A 12,361-nucleotide genomic window follows, 5' to 3' on the forward strand; every position below is an offset into this window, starting at 1 on the left:
CCCGCCACTAAACTTTGTTCCGCCCGCCCCCGCTGCTGGGCGGCCCCCCCACCCGGGGGGGGCCCCCGCGCCAGCCCCCCGGCGGGGGGGGGGGGGGGGGGCCGCCCCCCCGACGGGCCCTTGCCGCGGCACCGGGGCGGCGTCCGGTGCCGCGCCCGAGCGCGAGCCGCGCCGCATGCCGCGTCGGTCGTACGCGCGCACCGCCGTACGCGCCCGCTGCTTCCACCCGCCCCCGCCTGCTGCCCGGCCCTGCCCGTGCGCGCTCCTGCCGGGTGCCGGGCCGCATCTTCGCCATCTCTCTTCGCCATCTCGCGGGCGCACCCCGCGACCGGCCGCGCGTACCCCGGCCGGTGGCGCCGACAGGGGACCCAAGCCCCGCGCCAGGCCGCTGACCTGCACGTCAATCGGACATTGATTCGCCTCTGATCGACTACGGCCACTGTGGTGGGACCGCCTTCCGCCAGTGCTGCCCGTCGAGCCGGCCGTCGAGCCGGTCGTGCCATGCCGAGCAAGCCCGCCGTGCCAAGTCGTGAAGAGAGTGCCATGCCGAGCCATCTGCTGTCCGTAGCGTCCCCCTCCGTGCCCACCCGGGCGGGCTCCGAGCGTCAGCGGGCCGCCGACGAGGAGCCGCAAGCCGTCCGGTTCGCCGGGCTGCGACTGGTGCACGACGCCCTCCGCCGCGACCTCGCCCGGCTGCCCAACGCTCTGCGACTGCTCCAGCCCGGCGAGGACGAGAAGGGCGAGGCGCTGCTGCGTCACTGGACCTTCGTCACCGCGATGCTGACCTGCCACCACGAGCAGCAGGACACCCGGATCTGGCCGATCGTGCGCCGCTTCGCGCCCGAGCTGCGCCTGCTGCTCAACTGGCTGGAGGCCGACCACCACAACCTGGACCACTCCTTCACCCGGGTCACCACCCTGGTCCGGATCGCCAGCCGGGACGCGGGCAGCGCCTGGCCGGTCGCCTACGCCATGGACGACCTGGCGGCCCGGCTGGAGACCCACCTGCGGATCGAGGAGCGCCAACTGCTGCCCCGGATGGAGCGGGTGTTCGCGGAGACCTCGCGGGTCGGCAGCCTGCCGGAGCTGCTGGACCTGCTGCGCTCGGCCGACGGCCCGGGCACCGCGGACGCGCTGGCCTGGCTGCTGGACGGTGTCGAGCCCGCGGTGGTCGAGCGCCTGCTGGCCGACTGCGACGACGACGTGGCCCGCAACTGGCCGCACTGGCACGCGACCTACCAGCGCTGCACCGCCCTGATCTGGGGTCCCGCCGACGCCTCGGACAGCTCCGCGGAGTGAGTACCGGGCCTTTCGCAGGCCCTTGATCTACGCGCGTGGCATATGCCATTCGCCTATGCCGGAAGCCCAGAAGTCAGACGCCGGGCGTCGAGCCGAGCTCCCGGGCCCGCTTGGGCCCTCCCGCCGCGTCGAGGCCGCTCAGGGCCGGTGCAGCCCCAGTCGGGCGAGGTATCCGGGCAGGTCGGCCGGTTCGTGGGTGGCCAGCCCGAGGTAGCCGTCCGGTCGGATCACGAAGATCCCGCGGCCGTAGGCCTCGGCCGCGACCCCGCCGTCGACGCGGTGCGTCCGTACACCGGCCGGGACGGCCGGCAGCTCGTGGCCGACCGCGAGCACCGTCACCTGCGGGCCCCGGAAGACGTCGAACAGTCGGGTTCCCGGCGCAGCCGACCGGGCATCCGCACCCGCATCCGCCGTCGCCGGCGCCGCGTCCAGCGGTGCGTCCGGTGCGCGCTCGCCGGCGCGCAGCGCGTCCCCGGTCAGGCCGACGCGCGCCTCCACGGTCAGCGGGCCGTGCTCGTAGCCGAGGCCCAGCTGCTCCGTCCGCGGCCCCCGGCGCAGTCCGCCGTCCTGCACGCCGCCCGCGCGGTGCAGTCGGGTGGAGATCTCCAGGACGTCGGCGGCGATCGGCAGCCGCTCCGCCTCGTAGCTGTCCAGCAGCTCCTCCGGTGCGCCGTGCCGCAGCACCTGGCCGAGCTTCCAGCCCAGGTTGTAGGCGTCCTGGATGCTGGTGTTCAGGCCTTGCCCGCCCGCGGGGGAGTGGATGTGCGCGGCGTCTCCCGCGAGGAAGACCCGGCCCTCCCGGAACCGCTCGGCCAGCGCCGCGCGCGGGCGGAAGTCGGAGGACCAGCGCACCTCGCCGACCGCCGATTCGGCGAGGTGGGTGCGGGCCGCGATCACCCGGCACACCCCTTCGGGCGAGGTGTCCGGCGTCTCGTCCGGGTCGAACTGGGCGAACAGCTGGAAGTCGGTGGTGCCGGGGAGCGGGCAGAGCAGCAGCGGTCCGCCGGGCCCGTGCGGCCAGACGTGCCAGTTGTCGCGGTCGAGGCCGTCGATCCCGACGTCCGCGACCAGCGCCGGCCGCGGGTCGATCCGCTCGCCGGCCATCGTGATGCCCACCGCGCGGCGCACCGTGCTGCGGCCGCCGTCGGCGGCCACCAGGTACCGGGCCGAGACGGTCCGCGCGACGCCGTCCGGGCCGGTCAGGGTGGCCTCGACCCGGTCGGGGTACTGGTCGAGGCCGGTGAGCGCGGTGCCGAAGCGGACCCGGCCGTCGAGCTCCAGCAGCCTGGTGCGCAGGATCTCCTGGGTGCGCCACTGCGGGATCATCCAGACGTCCGGGTACGGGACGGTCGGGTCGGGCAGGTTCCGCTCCACGAGCTCCCACTCGCCCTGCCGCTCGCCGTTCTGCCAGGACACCATCCGGGGGTAGGGCGCGCCGTGGGCCCGCACGGCGGGCAGGACGCCGAGGTCGTCGAGGACCTCCTGGGTGCGGGGCTGCAGACCCTTGCCGCGTGAGCCGGGGAACAGTGCCCCGGCGCGTTCCACCAGCAGGGCGGCCACGCCGCGGCGGGCGAGGTCGCAGGCCAGGGCGAGGCCGGTCGGTCCGGCTCCGACGATCAGGACATCGGTGTGATCCGGGCCGTGCGCGGGCCGGGTCTGGGGGGACGTCATGAGCACTCTCCTTAACGGCGTTAAGTTGACCGATGGGGAGAGCATGGGCTTAACGGTGTTAAATTGTCAATGCCGGGGTGGGACGAACGAAGAAGGGACGGCCGGCATGCCGCCGAAGCTGGACCGCGCGCAGGTGGTCGACGCCGCCCTGCGACTGCTCGACGAGACCGGGCTCGACGGCCTCACCCTGCGCCGGATCGCCACCGAGCTGGACGTCAAGGCGCCCGCGCTCTACTGGCACTTCGCCAACAAGCAGGCGCTGCTGGACGAGATGGCCACCGAGATGCTCCGCCGGATGTCCGCCGGGCCGGCGGCGGCGCCGGGCTCCTGGCAGGAGGCGCTCGTCGGCACCTGCCGCACCCTGCGGGCGGCCCTGCTCGGCTACCGGGACGGCGCCAAGGTCTTCAGCGGGACGCGGCTCACCGACTACGGTCACGCCGAGAGCCAGCACGCCATGCTGGCCGTCTTCGTCCGCTCCGGATTCGAACTCGCCGACGCCGCGCAGGCGTTCACCACCGCGTACGCCTACACCATCGGCTTCGTGATCGAGGAGCAGGCCGTCCACCCGGTGCCCGGGGAGCAGGCCCCCGGCTACGATCCGGAGCAGCGGGCCGCCGCCATCGACCCCGCGTACGGGTTGGCCGCCGCCGCGGGGCAGGACTTCTTCGGGGGCTTCGAGCAGCGCTTCGAGCGAGGTCTGGCCGTCGTCGTGGCCGGTGTGGAGCGCGTCCTCGGGCCCTCAACTCCCCACGCCCCCTAGGGGATCCACCCCGGCGTCCTCGGGGGCCGGACGGCCCGGGTGCTCCGGGGGCGGCCAGGGGGAGGGTACCGCCGGGGGTCGATGGCCGGGCCCGGGCGGCCGCCTACCGTCGGAGCCATGACCACAGCGACCACCACCGCGCGACCCGCGCGCCGCTCCGCACCGGTCCGACCGGCCCTGCTCGCGGCAGCCGCCGCGCTGTTGCTCGGGGCCGGGCTGACCGCCTGTGAGGGCGGCGCCTCGCTCTGCACCACAGACAACAGCTGCGACGTCGTCGTCCGCACCGACGGCGGCGACTCCACGCGCACCGTCGAAGTCTTCGGCGGCGACCGCACCGTCACCCTGATCGTCGGTCACATCACCGACACCGCAGCCGAGGTGAAGCTTGGCGAGGAGACCAGAACCATCACCGAAGGGGCCGAGACCGCCATCGGCACCGCGAAGATCACCCTGCGCAACGCCAACGCCCACGACCACTACGCCGAACTCCACGTCAGCCGCTGACCGCCGCTGCCGCTGCCGCCGCTGGGCCGGGCCCCTCCCGGCCCGCGAACGCTACTCCGGCAGACGGTTGAGCCAGGTCAGCGGAGTCACGCAGATCGCCTTCTGCGGCGAACCGTCCCACTCCACCGGCAGGCCGGCCGCCTCCAGTGCCGCGACCACCGCACGGCCGATCTCCACCGTCCGGTGCTCCGCCGCCTCCTCGGTCTCCCCGTCGGCCCGGAACCCGCCGTAGCGCAGCATCAGCCCGAGCCCGGCGGCCGCTCCCTCGGTGTCCTGCTGGTGGAAGAAGACGAAGCCGCGCGAGTCCTCGTCGGCCTCGCCGCCGATCTCCGCGTAGCCGCAGTTGGCGCAACAGGTGAAGTCCATCGCCGCGACGATGCCCTGCTCCTCCAGGGCGTCGAAGGCCTCCTCCAGCCGGTCCACGTCCGTCGTCTCCGGCCACGACGCCTGCTCGGCCAGCCGCTCCTGCCAGAGCGGGGCGACGATCTCCTCGGCGTCCTCCGGCTCCAGTCCCTGGTCCTCGAACTCGTCGACCAGGGACTCGGCTATCTCGTCCGGCTCCTGGAAACCGCAGCGGATCAACTCGCGGGCACGCTCCTCGGCCTCGCGCCGTACCTCGAAGCTGAGCTCGGTCTCCTGGTTCATGCCCGCATCCTCGCACCGACCACCGACAGACCCGCCGCCCACCCCCGGTGCTAACGTCCCCCGGTGTCCTCGCTTCTCGAACCGCCCCTGATCACCCGTCTGCTGGCCGCCGAGCGCATCCTGATCGCCGGCGCCGGCGGCGGATTCGACGTGTACGCGGGCCTCCCGCTGGCGCTCGCCCTGCGCGCGGCCGGCAAGGAGGTGCACCTGGCCAACCTCTCGTTCAGCCACCTCTACGGCCTGCCCGCCGAGGTCTGGCTGGAGCCCGACGTCGCCCGGATCCGCCCCGACACCGCCGCCCCCGAGGGCTACTTCCCCGAGCGGACGCTGGCCCGCTGGCTGCACCGCCACGGCATGCCCGACACCGTCTGGGCGTTCTCCTCGGTCGGCGTGCGGCCGCTGCGCGCCGCCTACCGCGCCCTCACCGCCCACCTCGCCGTCGACGCCGTCCTGCTGGTCGACGGCGGCACCGACATCCTGATGCGCGGCGACGAAGCCGGACTGGGCACGCCCGAGGAGGACATGGCCAGCCTCGGCGCGGTCGCCGGGCTGACGGAGGTCCCGGAACGCCTGGTCGCCTGCCTGGGCTTCGGCATCGACGCCTTCCACGGCGTCAACCACGCCCTGGTGCTGGAGAACCTCGCCGCGCTGGAGCGGGCCGGCGGCTACCTCGGGGCCTTCTCGATCCCGCGCGACAGCCGGGAGGGCGCGCTCTACCTGGACGCCGTCGACCATGCCAGGGCCGCGTTCCCCGAGCACCCGAGCATCGTCAACGGCTCGGTGGCGGCCGCGCTGCGCGGTGAGTTCGGCGACGTCCGGTTCACCGACCGCACCAAGGGCAGCCCGCTCTTCGTCAACCCCCTGATGGCGCTGTACTTCGGTGTCACCGTCGAGGCACTGGCGGCCGAACACCGCTACCTGGACCTGATCGAGCGCACCGTGCTCACCCGGCAGATCAGCAGCGTGATCGAGGAGTTCCGCGACGGCCTGCCGGCGCAGCGTCCGCCCCGTCAGTTCCCGCACTGACGAGGCCTGGTGCGGGGCCGTCGGTGTGAGGCGCCCCCGCTCCCGGGCGGGGCTCAGCCCGAGGCGAGCCGGAACTCCAGGTTGCCGAAACGGACCTGGTCGCCGGGGCGGACGCGGACGCCGCCCGCGACCCGTCGGCCGTTCACGTGCGTGCCGTTGGTCGAGCCGAGGTCGTACAGCACCCAGTCGTCGCCCTCCCGCCGCAACTCGGCGTGGTGGCGCGACACCGAGGCGTCGTGCAACCGCAGCCCGGAGCCGGGGACCCGGCCGATCGTCAACTGCCGCGCGGCCGGGTGCGGCAGGCTCAGTCCGGGCAGCCGCTCGATCCGCCACGCCCCGCGCAACCGCACCCCGAAGGCCGAGAGCTGACCCACCGTCCGCAGCAGGAAGCGCCCGACCGGGTTGCCGGCCGGCAGGTCGGCCATCGCCTCGTCGAGCTCGGACCGGCTGTTGGCGTGCAGCACGAGCTCCATCCGCCCGAGGAAGGTGTCGTGGGACAGTCGACCGCTGCCCGCACCCTCCCGCAGCACCCCGAGCGCCTGCTCCCGCTCGGCCTCGGACGGCCGGACCACATGCGTCCGGATCTCAGGAGACGTCATGGCCCGATTGTCGGCTCACCCGCCCCCACGTGTCCAGATTGCCGAGTGCCCCGGTCCGTCGAACGCCCGGCCGCCGCCGGGATCAGGCCTTCCCGGCGGCCGCCAGGATCTTGGCGGTGGTGTGCAGGAAGCGGGCCGTGGCCGAGCCCCGGTAGGACGGGCCGAAGAGCTTGCTGCCGGTCCGCCACCTGCCGTCCTGCAGGTGGATCACCACGTAGGCGGCGCCGGCGTCGGCACCGATCACCTCGTAGCCGCCCTTGGGCGAGGTGTACGGGATCGGGAAGTCCGCCGGCAGCGGTTCCGAGAGGAACTCGACCACCAGGCGGACGTCCGGTGCGGCCTCGATGCCCGCGAAGGGCTCGGCGGCGAGCAGCGCCGCCACCTCGTCGACGGTGCGCAGCATCACCGGGACGGGGTAGCCGAGCGCCTCGGCCAGGTGCTCCTCGATGCGCAGGGTGAGCGCGGCGCGGTCCGGCTCCCCGGTGCCGAAGAAGACGTTGCCGCTCTGGATGTACGAGCCCACGTCGGCGAGGCCCAGCTCGGTGAAGAGGGCGCGCAGCCGCTCCATCTTCACCGTCCGGCCGCCGACGTTGACGGCCCGCAGGAACGCGATGTACCTGGTCGTGGTGGTCACCCGCCCAGTCTGGCACCGGCCACCGACAACCACCGGGCACCGGCCACCCGGGCGGCGGCCGGCGGAGGCCGACCGTCGGTGTCCGGTGCCAGACTGGCGCCCATGGCTACCTGGCAGGATTTCGAGCACGAGGCACCGGAGCTGGCGTCCGCCGTTCGGGCCCGCTTCGAGGCGAACAAGCACCACGTCCTGGCGACGCTGCGCAGGGACGGCTCCCCCCGGGTGAGCGGTATCGAGGTGAACTTCCTCGGCGCCGATCTGACGCTCGGGTCGATGCACGGCGCGGCGAAGGCGCGCGACCTGCGCCGCGACGCCCGCTACGCGCTGCACAGCAACCCGAGCGACGAGACCTTGGCGGGCGGGGACTCCAAGCTGTCCGGCCGGGCCGTCGAGATCACCGACGAGAACGAGCTGGCCGCCTACGCCGCGGAGCTGCCGGAGCCGCCGCCCGGCCCGTTCCAGGCCTTCCGGCTGGAGGTGGAGCAGGTGGTGCACACCACCGTGGGCGACGACCACCTGTGGATCACGTCCTGGCACCCGGGGGAGCCGGTGCGGCGGATCCAGCGGCACTGACCGGGCGGCCCGCCGCCTCGGCTACGGCAGGACGGACTTGAGGACGTCGGGGGTGCGGGCCACGACGGCGTGGCCGTCGTCCGCGGTGATGATCGGGCGCTGGATCAGGATCGGGTGGTCGGCCATCGCCGCGATCCAGCGCGCCCGGTCGTCCGGCTCCCTCGTCCAGCGCTTCATGCCCAGGTCCTTGGCGGCCTGCTCGTCGAGCCGGGTGATGTCCCACGGCTCCAGCGCCAGCCGCTCCAGGACCTGCTCCAGCTCCGCGGCGGTCGGCGGGTCCTCCAGGTAGCGCCGCACGGTGTACTTCGCGCCGACGGCTTCCAGCGCGCCCAGTGCCGTACGGCACTTCCCGCAGCGGGGGTTGATCCAGATCTCCATGCCGCCAGGGTACCGACCGACCGTTCCCGATCGGGTGAACCCGGGCACGCGGGAACTACCGTCCGTCCACCGGCGGTTTACGAACCGGCAGCGGGACCTCGGGAGCGCGGTCTCGGGAGCGGGTCGTGGGAGGGGAGCACCGGGTGGACGGCGCGTCGATCATCGAGCAGCTGACAGCGGGCAGGGGCATCGCGGACCCGTACCCGCTGTACGCGCGGGCGCACGAGCTCGGCGCCGCCGTGCCCGCCGGGCCGGGCACCGTCCTGGCGGTCGGCCACGCCGCGGCCAACCAGGTGCTGCGCAACCCCGCCTTCGGGCTGGAGGACATCGAGCTGCTGAGCGAGGTGGACGCCGAGCTGGCCCGGCACTCGTCGGTGACCCTGCTCGGCCGCTCGATCCTGCAGCGGAACGCGCCCGACCACGCCCGGGTCCGCTCGCTGATCGCCTCGGCCTTCAACGCCCGCCGGGTGGCCGCGCTGCGGCCGGCGGTCGGGGCGGCGGTCGGCCGGCTGCTGGACGGGATGGCGGAGCAGGGCGGGGACGGTTCGCCGGTCGACTTCATGGACGCCTTCGCGTTCCGCCTGCCGGTCGAGGTGATCTGCGAGCTGCTCGGCGTCCCGGAGCCGGACCGCTACCGCTTCCGCGGCCTCGCGGGGGACTTGACCGTCGCCCTGGAGCTGGTCCAGGACCTCGCCGAGCTGGCCGTCGCCGACGCCGCCGCCGACGAGCTGTCCGGTTACTTCACCGCGCTCGTCGCCGAGCGGCTGGCCCGGCCGAAGGACGACCTGGTCAGCGACCTCGCCCGGATCGCCGCCGACGCACCGGAGCGGATCTCCGGCCGCGAGCTGCTGGCCAACCTGGTGCTGCTGCTGGTGGCCGGCTTCGAGACCACCACCAATCTGCTCGGCAACGGGCTCGCCCTGCTCTTCCGGCACCCGCAGGCGATGGAGGGGCTGCGCACCGGCGCCCTCGCCCCGGCGCGCTTCACCGACGAGGTGCTGCGCTACGACTCGCCGGTCCAGCTGACCACCCGGATCGCGACCGCCGAGGGGCTCGACGTGGCCGGTGTGCCGGCACCGCCCGGCACGGTGGTGCTGGTCCTGCTGGCCGCCGCCAACCACGATCCGGCCCGCTACCACCGCCCGGAGCTCTTCGACCCGAGCCGCACGGACAGCCAGCCGCTCAGCTTCGGCGGCGGCTCGCACTTCTGCCTCGGCTCCCAGCTGGCCCGGCTGGAGGCCGAGGTCGCCGTGCCGGCGTTGCTCGACCGCTTCCTCCGGCTGGCGCCCGGGGGCGTGCCCACCCGGCGGGACCGCCTCGTCCTGCGCGGTTTCGACACCCTGCCGGTCACCGTCCGCTGAGCCCGCCGGGCACGTCGCGGCCACCCTGCGCGACCGCTCGTCGACCTGTCGCGAACGGGGTCGTTGGGCCCGGGCGGCCGGGACCAAAGCAAGGGGCCGTCCGGGCACCGGTGGGAGAGCATGGAAGGGATGAACCGGTCGTTTCGGCCCGGTCGCCCCGACCGTGGCCCCTTCCGGTCGGCCAGGAGGTCCCCGCCGTGCCCGCAGCGCCCCGTCCGCCGTACCCGGCGGCCGCGGAACCGAGCGCACCGCGCTGGGTGGCCTGGCTTCCGGTGGTCCTGGTGGTGCTCGACCTGGGGGCCGAGGCGATCGTCCCGGACGCGGTCGCGGCCGGGTTCCTGCTCACCGCGCTGCCGGTGGTGGTGGCGTTCTCCTACGGCCCGGTGCTGACCGCCGGTGCCACGGTCGGCTCCCTCGCGCTCCAGCTCGCCCTGGCGGTGCGCGCCGGGCACCTCGCCGAGCAGCACCACGTGTGGGTCTACATCGCCACCCTGCTGGCCGGCGTGATGGGCACCGCGCTGTCCTGGCAGCGGACGAGGCAGAACCGCACCCTGCTGCGCACCCGGACGATCGCCGAGACCCTGCAGCGCACCGTGCTGCGCCCGGTCCCCGAGCGGGCCGGCGGGCTGCGGGTGGCCGGCCTGTACCGCCCGTCGCAGGCCGAGGCGCTGATCGGCGGCGACCTCTACGAGGTGTGCGACACCCGCTTCGGCGTCCGGGTCCTGCTCGGCGACGTCCGGGGCAAGGGCCTCGGCGCGGTCCGGACGGTGGCGGACGTGCTGGGCGCGTTCCGGGCGACCGCGCACGACACCGCCGACCTGGTCGAGCTCGCCGAGCAGCTGGACCGCGCGGTGCTGCGGGACGCGGCCGACCGCGGCGACGAGGAGCTGTTCGTGACGGCGGTCCTGCTCCAGTACCGGCCCGGCGCGGACGGCGTGGAGATCGTCAACCGGGGCCACGTCACGCCGCTGCTGCTCTCCGACCGCGGCATCGCCCCGGTGCACTGCCCGTTCGACCTGCCCCTCGGCCTCGGCCACCTCAACCGGTCCGCCGAGCCCGGACCGGAGGCCCCCGCACACGCCGAGCCGGCCACCGTCCCCCTGCCGCGCGGCGAGACCCTGCTGCTCTACACCGACGGCGTCAGCGAGGCCCGCGACGCCTCCGGCGCCTTCTACCCGCTCGCCCACCGGCTGGCCGCCCTCGGCACCACCGCCCCGGACCGCCTGGTCTCCTTCCTCGCCCAGGACGTCCGCGCCTACGCGGGGCCGCTCGCCGACGACCTCGCCGTCCTCGCCCTCACCCCGGTGTAGCGGCGCCTCGCCGTTCGGCCGTGGGCATTGGCCGGGGCCGGCGGTGCCGTGAAGGGTGGCCAGGGAGTGCGGCGCCGCGCCCCGGCCTCCTCGGCGACCGGGCGACCACGCGAGGCGCCTGACCACAGGGGAGTGTGCGGTGGCGGCAGCGGTGGAGTTCCGGGACGGGTTCCCGACCCTCGACAGTGCACGGGCGGTGCAGGCGGAGCAGGACGTGCGGCGGGCGCTGGAGGCGTACCACTTCTTCTACCCGACGGTCTCCCTGGAGGGGATCTTCCACGGGACGAGGGGAGCGGGCGCGAAGGACAACGAGAGTGCGCTGCGGTTCATCGCCGGGCCCCGGCACACCGGGTTCACGCTGAACTCGGACACCCCCTACTCCGGTGGGATCCTGGACCTGCGGGCCGGCGGTCCGATGGTGATCGGGCTGCCGCCCGGTCCGCTGGTGGGGCTGGTGGACGACCACCACCACCGCTGGGTCACCGACCTCGGCCTTCCCGGGCGGGACGGCGGCAAGGGCGGCAAGCACCTGGTCCTGCCGCCCGGCTGGGACGGCGCGGTCCCCGAGGAGGGCTACTTCGTCTCGCGCTGCGACACCTGGACGGCGTTCTGCGCGCTGCGGGTGCTTCCGCTGGGCGGCGATCTGGAGAGCGCGAACGAGCTGCTGTGCTCGGCCAGGTTCTACCCGCTGGCGCTGAGCGAGGACCCGCCCGCGTACGTCTTCACCGACTGGAGCGACAAGCCCATCGAGTGCACCTGCCTGGCGTGGGAGGACAACCTGGAGTTCTGGCGGGTCCTGCACGGCGTCATCGACTCCGAACCGGCGATCGAGGAGCTGCGCCCGATGCTCGGCGCCCTGGCCGAGTTGGGCATCGAGGCCGGAAAGCCCTTCGCGCCGGACGAGGCCACCGCACGGCTGCTGACCGAGGCCGCCCGGCGCGGGCGTGACGAGATGCTGGCCGCGGCCTTCGCCTCGCGCCGCCCCGACCGGATGGTGTGGCCGGACCGGACCTGGGAGTGGGCCGGGCTGCGGCCGGAGAACGGGACCTTCGAGCGCGAGGGCTCACTGGACGTGGAGGCCAGGGACCGCTGGTTCGCCCAGGCCATCGTCGCCTCCCCGGCGATGTTCCGCCGGGCGGTGGGCCAGGGCTCGCTGTACTGGCTCGGCCACCGTGATGCCACCGGCGCCTACCTCGACGGCTCCCGCAGCTACACCCTGCGCGTCCCGCTGCCGGTTCCGGCGGGTCTGTTCTGGTCGGTGACCTGCTACGACGCCCGGACCCGCTCCGAGGTCGTCGCCGACCAGGACCGCGCTGCGCTCCCTGTTCGAGGACCTCGCCCCCGAGGCCGGGGCCGACCACGTCGACCTGCACTTCGGGCCGACCCGGCCCGCCGGTGCCGACGGCCGCTGGATCCAGACCGTCCCGGGGCGGGGCTGGTTCTGCTACTTCCGCATCTACGGCCCCGCCCAGCCCGCCTTCGACGGCAGCTGGCGCCCCGGCGACCTCACCGCACACCCCTGACCGGACCCCGGCGCGGGGGCGGCCCCGGGGACGCGCTCGGGCGGGCGGGCCCGCCCACGCCCCGCGCGCCGATTCTTA

Annotated in this window: 13 protein-coding genes and 1 pseudogene; 9 read left to right on the forward strand and 5 right to left on the reverse strand. The window is 74.4% G+C overall.

Going from position 1 to position 12,361, the window contains the following annotated elements; all coding sequences use genetic code 11:
* Positions 1–543 precede the first annotated feature (543 nt).
* Positions 544–1,299 carry a hemerythrin domain-containing protein gene (locus tag ACFVYI_RS01160; RefSeq protein WP_387880083.1) on the forward strand — a complete coding sequence of 252 codons (756 nt, stop codon included), beginning with the start codon at positions 544–546 and terminating at the stop codon, positions 1,297–1,299.
* 138 nt (positions 1,300–1,437) lie between these two features.
* Here ACFVYI_RS01160 and ACFVYI_RS01165 read toward each other — a convergent pair whose 3' ends face one another.
* A complete protein-coding gene (locus ACFVYI_RS01165) occupies positions 1,438–2,970 on the reverse strand; it encodes an FAD-dependent monooxygenase (RefSeq protein ID WP_387880087.1) in 1,533 nt (510 codons plus the stop codon).
* A 106-nt stretch (positions 2,971–3,076) separates the two neighbouring features.
* On the opposite strand from ACFVYI_RS01165, the gene ACFVYI_RS01170 reads away from it, so the two are divergent.
* Together ACFVYI_RS01170 and ACFVYI_RS01175 are read left to right on the forward strand one after the other, a co-directional pair.
* Positions 3,077–3,730 carry a TetR/AcrR family transcriptional regulator C-terminal domain-containing protein gene (locus ACFVYI_RS01170; RefSeq protein WP_387880089.1) on the forward strand — a complete coding sequence of 218 codons (654 nt, stop codon included), beginning with the start codon at positions 3,077–3,079 and terminating at the stop codon, positions 3,728–3,730.
* 117 nt (positions 3,731–3,847) lie between these two features.
* A complete protein-coding gene (locus ACFVYI_RS01175; RefSeq protein ID WP_387880092.1) occupies positions 3,848–4,234 on the forward strand; it encodes a hypothetical protein in 387 nt (128 codons plus the stop codon).
* A 51-nt stretch (positions 4,235–4,285) separates the two neighbouring features.
* Here ACFVYI_RS01175 and ACFVYI_RS01180 read toward each other — a convergent pair whose 3' ends face one another.
* The gene (locus tag ACFVYI_RS01180) at positions 4,286–4,879 is read right to left on the reverse strand and encodes a DUF6891 domain-containing protein (RefSeq protein WP_387880095.1); all 594 of its coding nucleotides are present in this window, start codon (positions 4,877–4,879) and stop codon (positions 4,286–4,288) included.
* Between the two features lie 63 nt (positions 4,880–4,942).
* Here ACFVYI_RS01180 and ACFVYI_RS01185 point away from each other — a divergent pair, with 63 nt between their 5' ends.
* Positions 4,943–5,905: a DUF1152 domain-containing protein gene (locus ACFVYI_RS01185; RefSeq protein WP_387880098.1), complete on the forward strand. Its 963-nt coding sequence runs from the start codon at positions 4,943–4,945 to the stop codon at positions 5,903–5,905.
* A gap of 53 nt (positions 5,906–5,958) precedes the next feature.
* Here ACFVYI_RS01185 and ACFVYI_RS01190 read toward each other — a convergent pair whose 3' ends face one another.
* A complete protein-coding gene (locus tag ACFVYI_RS01190; RefSeq protein ID WP_387880100.1) occupies positions 5,959–6,504 on the reverse strand; it encodes an FHA domain-containing protein in 546 nt (181 codons plus the stop codon).
* Positions 6,505–6,586: 82 nt separating this feature from the next.
* Entirely contained in the window at positions 6,587–7,138 is a 552-nt protein-coding gene (locus ACFVYI_RS01195; RefSeq protein ID WP_387880102.1) for a DUF1697 domain-containing protein, read from the reverse strand.
* A gap of 102 nt (positions 7,139–7,240) precedes the next feature.
* On the opposite strand from ACFVYI_RS01195, the gene ACFVYI_RS01200 reads away from it, so the two are divergent.
* Complete coding sequence (locus ACFVYI_RS01200; protein WP_387880104.1) at positions 7,241–7,711, forward strand: pyridoxamine 5'-phosphate oxidase family protein; 471 nt, start codon at positions 7,241–7,243, stop codon at positions 7,709–7,711.
* 21 nt (positions 7,712–7,732) lie between these two features.
* Here ACFVYI_RS01200 and ACFVYI_RS01205 read toward each other — a convergent pair whose 3' ends face one another.
* Complete coding sequence (locus tag ACFVYI_RS01205; RefSeq protein ID WP_387880107.1) at positions 7,733–8,089, reverse strand: ArsC/Spx/MgsR family protein; 357 nt, start codon at positions 8,087–8,089, stop codon at positions 7,733–7,735.
* A 125-nt stretch (positions 8,090–8,214) separates the two neighbouring features.
* Between ACFVYI_RS01205 and ACFVYI_RS01210 the strand changes: the two genes are divergently transcribed.
* The 4 genes and pseudogenes from ACFVYI_RS01210 (at position 8,215) to ACFVYI_RS01225 (ending at position 12,283) form a co-directional block, all read left to right on the forward strand.
* A complete protein-coding gene (locus ACFVYI_RS01210) occupies positions 8,215–9,450 on the forward strand; it encodes a cytochrome P450 (RefSeq protein ID WP_387880110.1) in 1,236 nt (411 codons plus the stop codon).
* A gap of 197 nt (positions 9,451–9,647) precedes the next feature.
* Positions 9,648–10,760, forward strand: coding sequence for a PP2C family protein-serine/threonine phosphatase (locus ACFVYI_RS01215; RefSeq protein ID WP_387880112.1), 1,113 nt, complete (start codon positions 9,648–9,650; stop codon positions 10,758–10,760).
* A gap of 214 nt (positions 10,761–10,974) precedes the next feature.
* Positions 10,975–12,021: pseudogene (locus ACFVYI_RS01220) on the forward strand (DUF1254 domain-containing protein); the annotation flags it as partial.
* Positions 12,022–12,172: 151 nt separating this feature from the next.
* The gene (locus ACFVYI_RS01225) at positions 12,173–12,283 is read left to right on the forward strand and encodes a hypothetical protein (protein WP_387880514.1); all 111 of its coding nucleotides are present in this window, start codon (positions 12,173–12,175) and stop codon (positions 12,281–12,283) included.
* The last annotated feature ends 78 nt before the right edge of the window (positions 12,284–12,361 follow it).

This window comes from Kitasatospora sp. NPDC058218, from assembly GCF_042882445.1.
Lineage (GTDB): Bacteria > Actinomycetota > Actinomycetes > Streptomycetales > Streptomycetaceae > Kitasatospora.